12 protein-coding genes and 1 riboswitch are annotated in these 16,308 nt (G+C 60.1%); of the genes, 8 read left to right on the forward strand and 4 right to left on the reverse strand.

Annotated elements, in window-relative coordinates:
* The first annotated feature begins 95 nt into the window (after nt 1-95).
* Nucleotides 96-1,373: an efflux RND transporter periplasmic adaptor subunit gene (locus tag CFBP4996_RS15855; protein WP_080854586.1), complete on the forward strand. Its 1,278-nt coding sequence runs from the start codon at nt 96-98 to the stop codon at nt 1,371-1,373.
* Entirely contained in the window at nt 1,370-4,510 is a 3,141-nt protein-coding gene (locus CFBP4996_RS15860; RefSeq protein ID WP_080854585.1) for an efflux RND transporter permease subunit, read from the forward strand. Before CFBP4996_RS15855 ends, CFBP4996_RS15860 begins: the two co-directional genes overlap by 4 nt.
* A 103-nt stretch (nt 4,511-4,613) precedes the next feature.
* On the opposite strand, the gene smoA is transcribed toward CFBP4996_RS15860, so the two are convergent.
* Genes smoA through CFBP4996_RS15875 form a run of 3 tightly spaced genes read right to left on the reverse strand, consistent with a single transcriptional unit; the run spans nt 4,614 to nt 7,188 of the window.
* Nucleotides 4,614-5,138: an NADH-dependent FMN reductase SmoA gene (gene smoA / locus CFBP4996_RS15865; protein ID WP_003519878.1), complete on the reverse strand. Its 525-nt coding sequence runs from the start codon at nt 5,136-5,138 to the stop codon at nt 4,614-4,616.
* Complete coding sequence (locus tag CFBP4996_RS15870) at nt 5,138-6,031, reverse strand: aldo/keto reductase (protein ID WP_080854584.1); 894 nt, start codon at nt 6,029-6,031, stop codon at nt 5,138-5,140. The genes smoA and CFBP4996_RS15870 overlap by 1 nt, the downstream gene beginning before the upstream one ends.
* Entirely contained in the window at nt 6,031-7,188 is a 1,158-nt protein-coding gene (locus CFBP4996_RS15875) for an LLM class flavin-dependent oxidoreductase (protein WP_080854583.1), read from the reverse strand. Before CFBP4996_RS15875 ends, CFBP4996_RS15870 begins: the two co-directional genes overlap by 1 nt.
* 100 nt (nt 7,189-7,288) lie before the next feature.
* On the opposite strand from CFBP4996_RS15875, the gene CFBP4996_RS15880 reads away from it, so the two are divergent.
* The 6 genes from CFBP4996_RS15880 (at nt 7,289) to CFBP4996_RS15905 (ending at nt 14,660) form a co-directional block, all read left to right on the forward strand.
* Nucleotides 7,289-7,993, forward strand: coding sequence for a GntR family transcriptional regulator (locus tag CFBP4996_RS15880; protein ID WP_059758203.1), 705 nt, complete (start codon nt 7,289-7,291; stop codon nt 7,991-7,993).
* A 335-nt stretch (nt 7,994-8,328) separates the two neighbouring features.
* Nucleotides 8,329-9,405, forward strand: coding sequence for an ABC transporter ATP-binding protein (locus CFBP4996_RS15885; protein WP_031233950.1), 1,077 nt, complete (start codon nt 8,329-8,331; stop codon nt 9,403-9,405).
* Nucleotides 9,406-9,457: 52 nt separating this feature from the next.
* Nucleotides 9,458-10,708 carry an ABC transporter substrate-binding protein gene (locus CFBP4996_RS15890; protein WP_080854582.1) on the forward strand — a complete coding sequence of 417 codons (1,251 nt, stop codon included), beginning with the start codon at nt 9,458-9,460 and terminating at the stop codon, nt 10,706-10,708.
* A 174-nt stretch (nt 10,709-10,882) separates the two neighbouring features.
* Complete coding sequence (locus CFBP4996_RS15895) at nt 10,883-11,794, forward strand: carbohydrate ABC transporter permease (RefSeq protein ID WP_162936132.1); 912 nt, start codon at nt 10,883-10,885, stop codon at nt 11,792-11,794.
* A gap of 4 nt (nt 11,795-11,798) precedes the next feature.
* Nucleotides 11,799-12,653: a carbohydrate ABC transporter permease gene (locus CFBP4996_RS15900; RefSeq protein ID WP_003519886.1), complete on the forward strand. Its 855-nt coding sequence runs from the start codon at nt 11,799-11,801 to the stop codon at nt 12,651-12,653.
* 12 nt (nt 12,654-12,665) lie between these two features.
* Entirely contained in the window at nt 12,666-14,660 is a 1,995-nt protein-coding gene (locus tag CFBP4996_RS15905) for an alpha-glucosidase (protein WP_080854580.1), read from the forward strand.
* 22 nt (nt 14,661-14,682) lie between these two features.
* Here CFBP4996_RS15905 and CFBP4996_RS15910 read toward each other — a convergent pair whose 3' ends face one another.
* Nucleotides 14,683-15,972, reverse strand: a complete 1,290-nt coding sequence (locus tag CFBP4996_RS15910) for a pilus assembly protein TadG-related protein (protein ID WP_080854579.1) — start codon at nt 15,970-15,972, stop codon at nt 14,683-14,685.
* A gap of 219 nt (nt 15,973-16,191) precedes the next feature.
* Nucleotides 16,192-16,294, forward strand: a riboswitch (TPP riboswitch).
* Nucleotides 16,295-16,308: the final 14 nt, after the last annotated feature.

Genomic DNA, 16,308 nt, shown 5'->3' on the forward strand with positions numbered 1-16,308 from the left:
CAGCGCATTGGGTGTCTTGTGGGGGAAAGCTGCTCCCAAGGCTTACCGCACATGTTCGGGAAACATGTATCGCTCTCATTACGCGGAATCGTCAGATGAAACGTTTCTGGACCGCTCTCAGCGTTCTTGCCATCGCAGCCGCCGGTGCCTGGTATTTCAAGGATCGCCTGCCGCTCGATCAAGTCCCCTATCTCAAACAATTTGCCAGCGTGTCTCCCAGGGCCGACGCCGAAACGGCGGCGCAGTCCTCCCAAGGCGGCCAACCAGCCCGGCAGCAGGGACAAAGACAGGGCGGAGGGCGGCGCAATGGCGGACCACCCACCGTCAGCACCATCGCCGTCGGCAAGGCGACGCTGCCGATGGATGCAACGGCGACGGGCTGGGCGGTTGCGGCCGACATCACCAATATCGCGCCGCTTCAGGCCGGCCTCGTCATGGAAATCGAGGCGAAGGACGGTCAGCATATCAAGGCGGGCGACCTTATCCTCAAGATGGATGACCGCATCGCCCGCGCGGCTGTCGACAAGGACAAGGCCAATATCGCCGCCGATCAGGCAACGCTGGAGCAGACGGAGGCCGCCTTCCAGCGCGCCGCCAACCTCGTCAAGCAGAGCGCGGAATCCCAGCAGGTGCTGGATCAGGCAAGGGCGGCGCGGGATAGCGCCAGCGCCAAGATCGATGCCGACAAGGCAACGCTTGCCTCCGACCAGGTGACGCTCGAACATATGGAAATCCGTGCCCCCTTCGATGGACGGCTCGGCGATATCAGCGTCAGCCCCGGCGCCTATCTCAGCGCCGGCGTCAATATCGTGACAATCACCAAATACGATCCGATTTCGGTCAGTTTCCGGCTCTCGCAGCGCTATCTGCCGCAATTGCGCGAAGGCGTGGCGAAGGATACCGCAGTCGATGTCGACCCCGCGGCGACGGGGGGCGAACCGATGAGCGGCGTACTGCGGTTCTACGACAATACGGTGGACCAAACCTCCGGTACGGTGCTGGCCAAGGCGGAATTCAAGAACGATCGCGGTCTTTTATGGCCCGGCCAGTCCGTCAATGTCACCGCGCACTTCGTTTCGGACGATGAAATGATCGTCGTGCCGACGGTCGCCGTGCGGCCGGGGCCGAAGGGCAACTTCGTCTATACCGTCGATAGCGAGCATCATGCCCATATGACGCCGGTGGAAGTCGCCCGCTCGAACGGCGATCTTACCGCCATCGCAAGCGGCCTGAATGGCGGCGAGCATGTGATTATCGAGGGTCAATCCGAACTTGCCGACGGCCAGTTCGTGGTCGAGCAATTTTCCGACAAGGGCGGCGCGGCTGGCAATCTGGCCGCCAATATTCCGCAGGAAAAGGTTGGCGGCCAATGATCCCGAATTTCTGCATCAACCGGCCCGTCGCCACCACGCTTCTCGCCATCGGCCTGGTGCTGGCCGGGCTTGCCGGCTTCCGCCTGCTGCCCGTCGCCGCCCTGCCGAAGGTGGATTTCCCGACGATCAACGTTTCCTCGTCGCTTTCCGGCGCTTCGCCGCAAACCATGGCCACATCGGTCACCACACCGCTGGTCAAGCAGTTCGAGACCATTCCCGGCGTCAGCGAAATCAGCGCCACCAATACGCTCGGCAACAGCTCGATCGTGCTGCAGTTCGATCTCAACCGCGATATCGATGCAGCGGCGGCCGATGTGCAGGCCGCGATTTCCCGCGCACAGCGGCAATTGCCGAGCAACATGACGACGACGCCGAGCTATCGCAAGACCAACCCCGCCGATGCGCCGGTGCTGCTGCTGGCCGTCAACAGCAAGGAAATGCCGACCAGCAAGGTCGATGAAATCGCCGAGAACATCATCTCGCCGCTTCTTTCCACCATATCGGGCGTCGCACAGGTGAGCATCTATGGCGCGCAGACCTACGCCGTGCGTATCGGCCTCGATCCGGCCCAGCTTCAGGCAAGAGGGCTTGGCGTCGACACCGTCACCACCGCCATCGCCCAGGCGAATAATCAGGTTCCCGTCGGGGCGTTGCAGAACGACAATCAGCGCCTGACGATCGAGGCCGATACCCAGCGCACCAATGCGGCCGCCTTCCGCTCGCTGGTCGTCTCGACGAACAATGGCGCACCGATCCATCTCGGCGATATCGCCAATGTCACCGACAGCATCGACAACACCAATGCCGGCAGCTGGTTCGACGGCGAACAGGCCATCGTTCTCGCCGTGCAGCGCCAGCCGGACGCCAATACCGTCGACGTGGTGGACGCCATCAAGGCCAAGCTGCCAGCGCTTCACCAGCAATTGCCGCCTTCGGTCAATATCAACGTCATGAATGACGCCTCGACCGCCATCAAGGACGCGATTTCGGACGTTCAGTTCACGCTGTTTCTTACCATCGGACTGGTGGTTGCGGTTATCTATCTCTTCACCGGGCACCTGACGGCGACCATCATTCCGGGCCTTGCCGTGCCTCTCTCTCTCATCACCGCCTTCGGCATGATGTATGTTCTGGGCTACAGCATCGACAATATCTCGCTGCTCGGCCTGACACTTTCGGTGGGGCTGGTGGTGGACGACGCCATCGTCATGCTGGAAAACATCCTGCGCCTGCATGAAAAAGGCCTGCCCATGCGCGAAGCGGCCCTTCAGGGCGCGGCAGAGGTCAGCAGCACCATTCTCTCCATGTCCATCTCGCTGGTTGCCGTCTTCATTCCCATCCTGTTGATGGGCGGCGTCATCGGCAGGCTCTTCAACGAATTCGGCATGGTCGTCACGCTCGCGATCATGGCCTCGGCACTGGTCTCGCTGACGGTGACGCCGATGCTCGCTTCGCGCCTCTCCGGCCACTCCTCCAGACCACCGGCGATCATCCGCTGGTTCGATGCGGGTTTCGAACGCACGTTGCGCGCCTATGGCCGCGCCGTCGGCTGGTGCCTTTCCCATCGCCGCATCGTTTTGGCATCGTTTCTCGCTTCGGTCGCGGCATCGCTCTATCTCTTCGAAACCCTGCCCTCCAGCTTTTTTCCCCAGGAAGATATTGGTCGTCTTTCCGTTTCGACACAGGCGCGTGAGGATATTTCCTATACGGCAATGCGCGATCTCCAGGCTCAGGTCGCCGATCAGATCCGCAAGAATCCAGCCGTGGTGCACGTCACCTCCATTGTCGGCGGCAATTCCCGTAACCCGCTGAACAACGGCTCGATGTTCGTGGAGCTGAAGCCCAAGGAAGAGCGCGCGCCGCTGAGCCAGGTGCTGGCGGAACTGGGGCAGGCCACATCGAAAGTGGCGGGCATCCGCACCTATATCAATCCGCAGCAGAGCCTGCGTTTCGGCGGGCGCAGCTCCGCCAGCCAATACCAGCTCGTCGTTCAGGGCCTGAATGCCGACACGACCAATGAATGGTCGAACAAGCTGATGGAAGCGATGCGCCGCGACCATACCTTCACCTCCGTCACCTCAGATGCCCAGAACGGCGCGATCGCCGCGACGATTTCCGTCGACCCGGAAAAGGCCGCAGCCTTCGGCATCACCAATGACCAGTTGCGCAAGACGCTGGAAATGTCCTTTGGCGGTTATACGGCGGCACAGATCCAATCCACCGGCGACAGCTACGACGTGATTGTGGAATTCGACAGCTCGAAACCGTGGAATGATGATTTCCTCAGCGATATCAACATTCTTTCGGCAAAATCGGGCGTTCTGGTTCCGCTTTCAAACTTCGCCAGCCTCACCCGCACACAGGCGCCCGTTACCATCAACCAGACGGGCCAGCTCGTCTCCACCACCATCTCCTTCAACCTGCCCGACGGCGTAGCGCTTTCCGATGCCACAAGCCGGATCGATCAGATCAAGAGCACGATAGGCCTGCCGCAGGATGTCTTCACCAGCTATGGCGGCACGGCGGCGATCTTCCAGCAGAGCCAGGGCAATACCGGCATCCTCATTCTGGCGGCGGTGCTGACCATCTATGTGGTGCTCGGCGTGCTTTACGAGAGCTTCATCCACCCGCTGACCATCCTCTCCGGCCTGCCGGCGGCGGCCTTCGGCGCACTGGTGGCGCTGAAGGTGATGGGCATGGATTTCTCGATCATCGCGCTGATCGGCCTGCTGATGCTGATCGGCATCGTCAAGAAAAACGCGATCATGATGATCGATGTCGCGGTGGAACTGATGCGGGAAAAGGCCGAGCCGCCCGCAACCGCCATTCACGAGGCCTGCGTGCGCCGGTTCCGGCCGATCATGATGACGACCTTCTGCGCGCTGCTTGGGGCGCTTCCCATCGCGCTCGGTTCGGGCGCGAGTTCGGAACTGCGCCAGCCGCTAGGCATCGCCGTGGTCGGCGGCCTCATCGTCTCGCAATTGCTGACGCTGTTCATCACGCCTGTCATCTTCGTGGAAATGGACCGGTTCGGCCATTTCCTCACCGGGCTGTTTTCCCGCCGGAAAAAGGCGGAAAAACACACCGAACCGCAAAAGCCGGAAGGGACCGGCGAACCGGATTCCGTTGCCGCTTAACGCAGATTTTCGAGGCGCTTCAGCGCCTCGAAACCCGCTACGGCGCTACGGCTGCAATAACAGAAGCCTCTGTCAGAGAATATGAAAATCCAGCCAGGCTCTTTTATTGCCGCGAAAACCGGCCAAAGGCCCCGCCTGAAAAGCATAGCGGGTCCCCGTCACGATGGGCGGCGCGCAGCACCTCGCCGACGATGATGGTGTGGTCGCCCGCATCGTGCGACGCCGCCTGCCGGCATTCGAAACGGGCAAGCGTGCCGGGAATGACGGGAACGCCCTCGTCGTTCATTTCCCAGTCGAGATCGTCGAAAGCGCGGCCGTTGCGGGTGAAGCGGGCGCTCAGCACATCCTGATCGGCGCTGAGCACATGGATGGCGAAATGGGTTGCACCACTGAAGGCCTGATAACGCGACGAGCTTTTGGCCGGCGACCACAGCACCAGCGGCGGATCGAGCGACACGGATGCGAAGCTGTTGACCGTCATGCCGATCGGCCCTTCCGGCGTCGTGGCGGTCACCACCGTCACGCCGGTGGTGAAAGCGCCGAGCGCATTGCGGAAGCTGCGGCTGTTTTCGCCGCCGGGAACGAATACATGCTCATTGGGCATTTTGATCGCCTCTGCCACTGTCATCACGGCACCTCTTTTCCAAGCGCAAGGGTGTAGAGTTCGAACCACGTCTGGCGGTCCATCGTCACGTTGAGGGCATCGGCCGCCGTTCTGATACGCTCGATATTGTTGGTGCCGAGCACAGGCACGATCTTGGCCGGATGCCGCAAAAGCCAGGCGATCGCCACTGCCGTGGCATCCACGCCCTGCTCCTTGCCGATGCGCTGCAGAGCGGCCATTGTGCCGCCATGGGCACCGGAGAACAGCGAGCCGCCGCCAAGCGGCGACCATGCCATTGGAGAAACGCGCTTTTCCTGCAGGAAGGCTAGATCGCCATTGGTGAAGCAATCCGTGGCAAGAAGGCTCATTTCGATCTGGTTGGTCACGAGCCGGTTGCTCATCGCCGATTGCAGCAGGGAGAAATCCCAGGGGCGGAAGTTGGAGACGCCGACGGCCTTGACCTTCCCGGATGCCACCAGCGCGTCGAGCGCCTTGCCGGTTTCTTCCGCATCGATCAACGGATCGGGACGGTGAATGAGCAGCAGGTCGACGTGATCCGTCCCCATGTCGCGAAGCGACGCCTCGACCGAGGCGTTGATGTGGCCGGCCGTCGTGTCGTAATGTTTGACACGGGCGGCGGCGTGACGCCCGGCAGGTGCAACGATGCCGCATTTGGTGACGATCTCTATTCTGTCACGCAGCCCCGGAGCAGCTTTCAGGCCGGCACCCAGAATGGCTTCCGCCGTGTATCCGCCGTAAATATCGGCCTGATCCATGGTGGTGATGCCCTGCGCGAGGCAAGCCTCGATCTTGGCCTGCACATGGGCGGGCGAGGTATCGGCATCGTCACCGATGCGCCACATGCCGTAGACGATGCGGCTGAGTTCGAGTTTGTCGGAAAGAGCGATGCGTTCCATCAGTGGCGTTCCCCGTTGCCGAGCGGCGTGGCCGGCGTTTCAGAAGGCACCCGGCCATAGGCATGCGGCAGGGAGCAGGTTTTCATCTGCGGCAGAACCTTGGTGCCGAAGTGCTCCGCCTCATCGAGATGCGGATAACCGGAAAGGATGAAGGCGCGAATGCCCATCTTCTGGTATTCCTCCAGCGCCGAAAGCACCTTGTCGGTGGAACCGACCAGCGCCGCACCGCAGCCCGAACGCGCCCGGCCGATGCCGGTCCACAGATTGGGTTCGACATAACCGAACTTGTCGGCGAGTTCGCGGGCACGCGCCTGATGCGACACGCCGAGCGAGCCGCTGTCATGCGCGCGGTTGCGGATCAGTTGCCCATATTCGTCATCGAGCTTCGAAACAAGATGTTCGGCATATTCGCGGGCTTCCTGTTCGGTATCGCGCACCACCATATGAACGCGCAGGCCGTAATCCAGCGTGCGGCCATTGGCGGCGGCGCGCTCATTTGCGGCACGCATGCGGTCCGCAAGCTGGTCCTTCGTTTCCGGCCACATCAGATAGACGTCGCATTGCGCGCCGCAGAGTTCCAGCGCATCCGGCGAGTAGCCACCGAAATAAAGAAGCGGTCCGCCATTCTGCTGATAGGGTCTTGCCGGCTCGGTAGAGACGCCCTTGAACTGGTATATTTCGCCGTCATGGTCGATGGTGTCGCGCGTCCAGGCCTGGCGCAGAATCTCAACGACCTCATGGCTGCGCTTGTAGCGAAAGGCGCTATCGGCCACTTCGCCGGGGAAATCGGAACTGATGACGTTGAGCGTCAGACGGCCTTTCAGCATGTGGTCGAGCGTCGCCACCGTGCGCGCCAGCATGATCGGCTGCATTTCGCCGCAACGGATAGCAGCAAGGAAATTGATGCGGTCGCTTATCGGCGCACAGCCAGCGACGAAGCTCAACGTATCCTGCCCGACTTGATAGGATGAAGGGCAGAGGATGTTGCGAAAACCGAGTTCTTCGGCCTTTTTGACGATATCGGAGCAATGCTCGAAACTGGAACGCAGGCTGCCATCCGGCACGCCAAGATAGGCGTAATCATCGGAACACAAAGCGGAAAACCAGGAGACCTCGGCAGCATCGAGATCAGCGGATGTAACGGGTACGACGGTCATGCAATTCCTCCTCAGGGCCGCTCTCGTTTTTCTTGCATAACATCAAGAAATATGTAAATCAATGATGTATCAATTTTTGTTTCGGGGGAGGAAACGGCATATGAAACACACTGGCGGCAGCCTGCCAATGTATATGCAGATCGCGGAAATGCTGGTGCGCGAGGTGGCGGCGGGTCGGCTGATCGATGGCGAGAAGCTCGCGCCGGAGCGCGACATGGCGGCCGATCTCGGCATCGCCGTTGGCACGCTTCGCAAGTCGCTCGCCGAATTGCAGGAGCGCGGCCTGCTGGAGCGCGTGCAGGGCTCGGGCAACTACATCCGCGCCGTCAGCGATCCGCAAAGCGTCTACGCCTTCTTCCGGCTTGAACTGATCGAGGGCGGCGGCCTGCCGACGGCGGAAGTTCTGGATGTGGCGCGTCTTGCCAAGCCCGCCGACCTGCCCGCTTTCGGCACATCGGCCGAAGGGCACAGGATTCGCCGCCTGCGGCGCATTGCCGGCAAACCAGCGGCCATCGAAGAAATCTGGCTGGACGGTTCTTACGTCGACACCATCGCCATCGAGAACATGTCGGAATCCCTTTATCTCTATTATCGCACCCGCCTCAACCTCTGGATATCGAAGGCGGAGGATCGCATCGATCTCGGCGAAGTACCGGAATGGACGCCCGAGGTCTTCGGTCAGAAATCAGGCGCGCTGGTGCCGCGGGTGTTGCGTCTCAGCCAGGCGCAGGATGGTGCGGTGGCCGAAGTTTCATGGACCTGGTTCGACCATAGCGTTGCCCGATACGTTTCTCGCATACGTTGAAACTGCGCAAAATTCGCGTGATCCAGATGAACGGAGAAATTTGACGGGAGGCAAGCAAGCAGCGGCCTGCCCTGCAGGCAGTTTTGCGACTATATTTCTTTAAATCAATGACTTAATAGTTTTTGATTTCTGTCAGAAATAAAATTGATACACTATTGATTTCCTTTTTTTGAAAGGTAATATCACGTCCTCAGGGAGACAGGCGTTTCGCCATCCCACGATATCGCCAGACAATCGGGATCGATTTTCGACGATGCGATGCGTGGAAGTTGAAGGTTGATACCGGCAATGGCGTCCATCCGAATTCTGGACGCGCCGGTCGTGAGGAGGAAAATATGGCTTCGGTCAGCCTGCGCAAGCTGGACAAGAGTTACGGTGCGCTTCGCATCGTCAAGGGCATAGATCTTGAAATCAACGATGGCGAATTCGTCGTGTTCGTCGGCCCTTCCGGCTGCGGCAAATCGACGACGCTGCGCATGGTCGCCGGGCTTGAAAGTATTACCGGCGGCGAAGTGAAGATCGGCGACCGCGTCGTCAACCGGCTGCCGCCGCGTGAGCGTGACATCGCCATGGTCTTTCAGGACTATGCGCTTTATCCGCATAAGACGGTGCGCGAAAACATGGGTTTCAGCCTGAAGGTTCGCGGTGTCAGCGCATCGCAGGCCAATGCCAGCATCGACGAGGCGGCGAAGATGCTCGGCATCGAGCACCTTCTCGACCGTCGACCCGGCCAGCTTTCCGGCGGCCAGCGCCAGCGCGTGGCCATGGGCCGCGCCATCGTGCGCCGCCCGCAGGTGTTTCTGTTCGATGAGCCGCTTTCCAACCTCGACGCCAAGCTGCGCGGACAGGTGCGCACGGAAATCAAGCGGCTGCACCAGCAGCTCGGCACGACCATCATCTATGTCACCCATGACCAGGTGGAGGCCATGACGCTGGCCGACCGTATCGTCATCCTGCGCGGCGGCGATATCGAGCAGGTCGGCACGCCGGACGAGGTCTATAACCGTCCGGAAAGCGTCTTCGTGGGCGGTTTCGTCGGCGCTCCGGCGATGAATTTCGCCCGCGCAAAGGTGAGCGGCGACCGGCTGATATTTTCCGACGGCAATTCCCTGCCGATGGCAGCCATCCGGCCATCCCGCGAAACGGGTCTCGACGGGCGCGAAGTCATCGTCGGCATTCGTCCGGAACATTTCGGCCCCGTAGAGGGCTTCGACACGCAGCTTGCGGTCAAGGTGCAGGTAGTGGAACCGCTGGGCTCGGACACGCTCGTCCATTTCAGCCTTGGCGATGCGGCGCTGACCGCACGCATGCCGCCGCATCTGCGACCTGCGCCAAATGAGGAACTGAAGATCGGCGTCGATCCGTCCAAGGTCCATCTTTTCGATGCCGCGACGGAACGCTCGATTCACTGATTGCCGGGCGAAGAGACGCTGCGGCCAACAGGTTTAATAATGGGAGGAACACATGACATTTAAAACCATCAAGGGCAAAGCCCTCATGGGTGCCGCGCTCTGCGCAACCGTGCTCGCCTTTTCGGGACAGGCCTTTGCCGACGCCGAACTGAAAATCTTCGTTTCCAGCCAGCATCAGCCGGATGTCTGGCGCAAGGCGCTGGATCAATATGAGGCCAAGACGCCCGGCGTGAAGGTGGTCATCGAGACCGGCGGCAACACCTCGGAAATGCAAGCGCAATATCTCAACACCGTCATGTCGGCGAAGGATTCCAGCCTCGACGTGCTGATGCTCGACGTCATCCGCCCGGCGCAATTCGCCACCGCCGGCTGGACCAGCGATTTCTCCGGCAAGGACATGTCCGCCTATCTGCCGACCTATGCCGAAGCCAACACCGTGGACGGCAAGATCGTGGCGCTGCCCGCCTTCGCCGACTCCATGTTCCTTTATTACCGCAAGGACCTGCTGGACAAATACGGCATTCAGCCGCCAACCACCTGGGACGAGCTGAAGGAAGCATCCAAGAAGGTGATGGAGGGTGAAAAGAACCCCGAGCTTCAGGGCCTGTCCTTCCAGGGCAAGGCGATCGAGGGTGCGGTCTGCACCTTCCTGCTGCCCTATTGGAGCGAAGGCAAGTCGCTGGTCGAAAACGGCAAGCTGAACTTCGATAATCAGGCGGCCGTGGATTCGCTGAAGCTCTGGAAGAGCTTCGTCGATGAAGGCATTTCCAAGAAGAATATTTCGGAAGTCGCGACCGACGACACCCGCAAGGAATTCCAGGCCGGCAAGGTTCTCTTCGCCGTCAACTGGTCCTACGCCTGGACCCATTTCCAGGGCAAGGAATCGCAGGTGAACGACAAGGTCGGTGTCGCCCGCCTGCCGGCCGTCAAGGGCGGCGAGCAGACGACCTGCCTCGGCGGCTGGGAGTTCGGTGTTTCCGCCTATTCCAAGCAGCAGGAGGAAGCCAAGAAGCTGGTGGAATATCTTTCCGGTCAGGATGTTTCGAAGTTCATGGCCATCAACGCCGCGCTTCTGCCCACCTATGCCGCGCTCTACAAGGATGCGGATGTGACAAAGGCGATCCCGTGGTTCGCGGATGCCCTGCCCGTGGTTGAAACCGCCAAGGCCCGCCCCGTGACGCCGCGTTACAACGAGGTCAGCGAGACGATCCGCACCACCGTCAACGGCGTGCTTGCCGGCGTCATGACGCCGGAGGATGGCGCAAAGCAGATGGAAAGCCGTCTGCGGCGCGTTCTGCGCTAAGCTTTGGGCCGGAAAGCGGCATGCCTGCCATGCCCTTTCCGGCCGCTTCGACTGACAGGAATAAAGCCGCCTGAAGGGCGCGATAAACGGGCCGGATAAGAACCGGTCCGATCGGGAGACGACGACGTGAATCCAGTTGCGGGAGTGGCAGACGTGACAATGCCGGAAAGAACCATGGTTCGGGTGGACGAGAAACCGCAGCCGCGCTGGACGCGGTGGCTCGATCTCGGCGACCGGCCGCTGGCGGTGCTTCTCTTGGCACCGGCGGCGATCCTGCTGTCGCTCATCATCGTCTATCCGGTGGCGCGGCTCGTCTATACCTCGTTTTTCAGCCTGTCGCTGACATCGGGCCTGCCGGCGGAATTCATCGGCTTTGAAAACTATACGGCGATGTTCGACGACCCGATCTTCTGGGAAACGACCCGGAATACGGTGTTGATAACGTTAATCACCGTGCCCGGCGCGCTCATCATGGGCCTTGGCCTCGCGCTGCTCGCCAACCTGCCTTTTTCCATGCAGTGGCCGATGCGGCTTTCGCTGCTGATCCCGTGGGCGCTGCCGCTATCCTTCGCCGGCCTCATCTTCGCATGGTTCTTCCATTACGAATATGGCGTCGTCAACGATGTGCTGAACCGTTTCAGCTTCGAAGGCATCATCTGGTTCAATTCGCCGAACTGGGCCTTTGCGGCCATCTGCCTGACGATCATCTGGAAGACATCCTCCTTCATGGCGCTGATGATCCTTGCCGGCCTGCAGACCATTCCGCGTTCGCTCTACGAGGCGGCGGATGTGGATGGCGCCGGCAAAATCCGGCAGTTCTTCGAAATCACCCTGCCGCTTCTCAAACCCTCGATTGTCGTCGCGCTCATCTTCCGCACGATCACAGCGCTGCAGACCTTTGATATTCCTTACATGATGACCGGCGGCGGTCCCGGCACATCCACCACGACGCTTGCCATGTATATCCACCAGAACACCGTCTCCTTCCTCGATCTCGGTTACGGTTCGGCCTTGGCGGTCATGATGTTTGCGCTCTCCATGTGCGTTACCGCCGTTTATCTCCGCATCATCAGGACGAAGGACTGATCCCATGAGCACCGTTGCGAATTCCGGTCTGTCCTCCTTCTTTTCCGGCAAGCCGCTGCGCTTCATCGCGGCCTCCATTCTTCTGGTCAATGGCCTGTTTCCGGCAATCTGGATCCTCTTCACCTCGCTGAAGACCGAAGCGGAACTGACGGTCAAGCCGATCACCTGGTTTCCGCATGCACCGACGCTGGCCAATTACATGCAGGCCTTTTCCGACCAGCCGCTGCATCTCTTCCTGTTCAACAGCTTCATGGTGGCGCTGCTTTCGACCGCGCTCACCATCCTGATTTCGGTGCTGGCGGCTTACGCGCTGGCGCGGCTGAACCTCAAATATCGCGCGCTGATCCTCTCGCTCATCATCGCCGTTTCCACATTCCCGCTGGTGACGCTGCTGGTGCCGCTGTTCGAAATCATGCGCGCCTTGAACCTGCTCAACAGCTGGACGGCGCTGATCCTGCCCTACACGGTGCTTTCGCTGCCGGTCTGCACGCTGATGCTGGTCTCCTTCTTCGAAAGCATTCCGCGCGATCTCGAAAATGCCGCCATGATCGACGGCTGCACCCGCATCGGCGCGCTGTTCAAGGTCGTCGTGCCGCTCTGCGCGCCGGGCGTCTTCACCGCCGGCATCCTTGCCTTCGTGAATGCCTGGGATGAGTTCCTGCTGGCGCTGTCCTTCAATTCCAATCCGGCGCTCCGCACGCTTCCCGTTGGCATCCAGCTTTATCAGGGTGAATTCGCCTTCCCCTGGCCGGTCATTTCGGCAGCGCTGGTGGTTGGCATCGTGCCGGTCGCGATCCTGATCGTCATCTTTCAGGAACGGGTCGTCTCCGGCCTCACCGCCGGCGGTCTCAAGGGCTAAACAGGTACAGTCATGCATTTCGAAACGACCAAAGACGGCTTCACGCTCGCGATAGGCAATCGCACCATACTTTCCCATTCATCCGAAAACCCGGCCTTCTTCGCCGGTTTCGGCAAGGAGCGAATGGATATGTATCGCGGCAATTTCAATATCGAGGACTATGTTATCGAACGAAACGCCCTGCGTCACGCCGAGGTAAGCGGCGACAGCGTCACGCTCGCATCCGCGCCGGGACAGGCACCGCGCCTTCGCCTGACGCTCGATGGCAACGCGATGCGGCTAACGGCGCTGGATGACACCATCAACCGCCTCTGGCTGCGCGTCGTTGCGGAAACGGATGAGCACGTCTGGGGCGGCGGCGAGCAGATGTCCTATTTCGACATGCGCGGCCGGCGTTTCCCGCTCTGGACCTCCGAACCGGGGGTCGGCCGCGACAAGACCACCGAAATCACCTTCAAGTCCGATGTCAGCGGCAAGGCGGGCGGTGATTATTACAATACCAACTACCCGCAGCCGACTTACCTGTCGTCGCGCAGATACGCCCTCCATGTGGAGACAAGCGCCTATTCGGTCTTCGATTTCCGCAACGGCGATTTCCATGAGATCGAAATCTGGGCCATCCCCGAAAAGATCGAATTCTTCGCCGGCGATCATTTCACCGATATCGTTTCCGCCCTGTCGCTGCGGTTCGGACGCCAGCCGCAACTGCCGGAATGGGTCTACAATGGTGCGATCATCGGGTTAAAGGACGGCGTCAACTCCTTTGCGCGGCTGGAGAAAATCCGTGCGGCCGGAACGAAGGTGTCCGGCCTCTGGTGCGAAGACTGGGTGGGTCTGCGCCAGACATCCTTCGGCGCGCGCCTGTTCTGGGACTGGCAGGCGAATGACACGCGTTATCCGCATCTGCGCCAGAAGATCGCCGAGCTTGCCGATCAGGGCATCCGTTTCCTGGGTTATGTGAACCCCTATCTCTGCGTCGATGGCCCGCTGTTCCCGGTGGCCGAAAAAGCCGGCTATTTCGCAACCGACGCCGAGGGCAAGACGGCGCTGGTGGATTTCGGCGAGTTCGATTGCGGCGTGGTCGATTTCACCAATCCGGCCGCCGCCGACTGGTTTGCCGAAGAGATCATCGGCAGGAACATGCTCGATTTCGGCCTCTCCGGCTGGATGGCCGATTTCGGCGAATATCTGCCGATCGACATCACGCTTTCCAATGGCGTCGACGCCAAGCTGATGCACAATGCCTGGCCAACGCTCTGGGCCGAGGTCAACGCCAAGGCCGTCGAAAGTCGCGGCAAGACCGGCGAAGCGCTGTTCTTCATGCGGGCCGGCTTCACCGGTGTGCAGGCCCATTGCCCGCTCATCTGGGGCGGCGACCAGTCGGTCGACTTCTCCCGTCACGACGGTCTGGTCACCGTCATCTGCGGGGCGCTCTCCTCCGGCCTCATGGGCAATGCCTATCACCATTCCGATATTGGCGGTTACACCAGCCTGTTCGGCAATGTCAGAACCGCGGAACTCATCATGCGCTGGACGGAGATGGCCGCTTTCACGCCGGTCATGCGTACCCATGAGGGCAATCGACCGCGCGACAATCTCCAGATCGATCAGGATGAGGCGGTTCTTGCCCATTTCGCCCGCATGACATCCATCTATGTCGCGCTGGCCCCCTATCTGAAATCGCTCTCGGCGGAAGCGGCCAGGACGGGCCTGCCGGTGCAGCGTCCGCTCTTCCTGCACTACGAGAATGACTGGCAGACCTATACCATTCAGGACTGCTATCTCTACGGGGCGGACATGCTTGTCGCACCCGTCTGGAAAGCGGGTGAAACGCAACGCTCGCTCTATCTTCCCGGCGACGGTGAATGGGTGCACCTGTGGAGCGGCGCGCATTATCCCGGCGGACAGGACGTCACCGTCGAAGCGCCGCTCGGCGAGCCGGCGGTGTTCTATCGTGCCGATAGCAGCCATCGGCCGCTGTTTGAACAGCTTCGCACCATTGGCTGAACTAGTGGGTTCGTCCCTGCCATCACCCCGTCAGGCGGGGTGATGTTATGGCCTTTTTGAAAAGGGCGGTCATCGCATCGCTGATACCCTGCGACGGGCTGACTTCGAAGAACAGGCCCGGCGAAGCGCATTGCTGCATGCGTGCGCCGATTTCCGGCTGAAAGGGCGCGATCCAGCTATTGTACCAGTCATTGGTCGGCAGCGGCAGATAGGTGGTATAAAGCACGGCAATGCGAAAACCCTTTTCCTTCAGCTTCGTGCAATATTTGATATCGATCGGCTCCTGACAGCGGCCGCTGGTCGTTTTCTTGGTGCAAGCGGATGGCTTGTAGCTATCGCCGACGCCGTCCGAAACGAAGAAGACGATCTTTTCGGGGCTGGCTGAACTTGCACCGGTTCCCGAAGAGCCGATCCTGTCGCCAATCTGGGTCAGTGCCCGGTCAAAATCGGTCTGCTGGTCGTTGTTGAACCCCTGCTTGGGGATCGACATCAGGTCGACTTCAGCGGCTTTCTTCTTCGCGGTCGCCAGATCAGATGTCAACGACACGACTTCGAGCAGCTTCGTATCTTCCGCTTTCTCTCCGAAGGAGTAAACCGCCATACGATATTGATTGCTGCTTTTGCGCATGGACTTCGCCGTATCCATCAGGCTTGCCGTGGCCTGTGCCACCACATTGATACGCGTCGTGACCCCGAGGCTTTTGGCTTTGTAGTAATAGCTGTTTGTATCGGCCACCCCGTTTTTCACGATGTGACAGGCGAAAGCACATTTGTCGCTCGTATTCGCAACCATGGTGGCAACGTCGGTTGGCGTCGCGCCGACACCCATCGAGGGGGTGTTATCCAGAAGGACATAGAAGTCGCTGAATGTTTCCGTCTCGTATTTGGCCGTCGCCTTGCCAGAAACGGTAATGAGATCCTCTCCGAGTATCCGTGAAAGCGTGGTGCCGACGGATGCCTTGAAGCTGACCGAGGATTCGATCGCGTTACCGTGCTTGATCACCGACACATCAAGAGACAGAAGCTTATAATCGGGATTGGCCCGCTCATTGCTTTCAAAAAATGCGGAGGCTTCATCAGTGCCAAGCGAAATGACACCGTCGCCGGACATTTCCTTTGCCTTCTGAACGCTCGCCGACGTATCGGCAACCACCGCAAGCGCCGCGGCATCCGCCGCCATCTGCAGGTCCGATTTGACGGCCATGCCATGCGTCACATCGAGTGCTACGCCGGCCGCCCCGATCAGCGGCACCATCAACAGGGCGCTGAGAATGCCGAAATTTCCCGATTTATCCTGCCAGATGTTCTTCAAATTCGCCCCCGGAACTTTTCCCCGGAGCGAAAGTTAGCCGAATAATATTGAAAGGCAGTTTCAAGAGATAACTAATTTTCGATAAATCTAATTTCCTCAATAACTAATACGCCAATGGGAGATGCGCATCAGCGCAAACCCGTTCAGGCATTGACGATCACGCCTGACGACGGATCGCTGGCGGGACGTTGACATTTATGAAACTTGACCTACAAAACAAACTCTTCCGAGGGGAGCACCGAACGGTGCTGAGATGGCGATGAGCCGGACCCTTGAACCTGATCCGGGTCATGCCGGCGTAGGAACGGAACTGTCGCGCCAAGAGGCGCTGCCCTT

Origin of the sequence: Agrobacterium leguminum, assembly GCF_005144435.2 — a bacterium.
Taxonomy (GTDB): domain Bacteria; phylum Pseudomonadota; class Alphaproteobacteria; order Rhizobiales; family Rhizobiaceae; genus Agrobacterium; species Agrobacterium leguminum.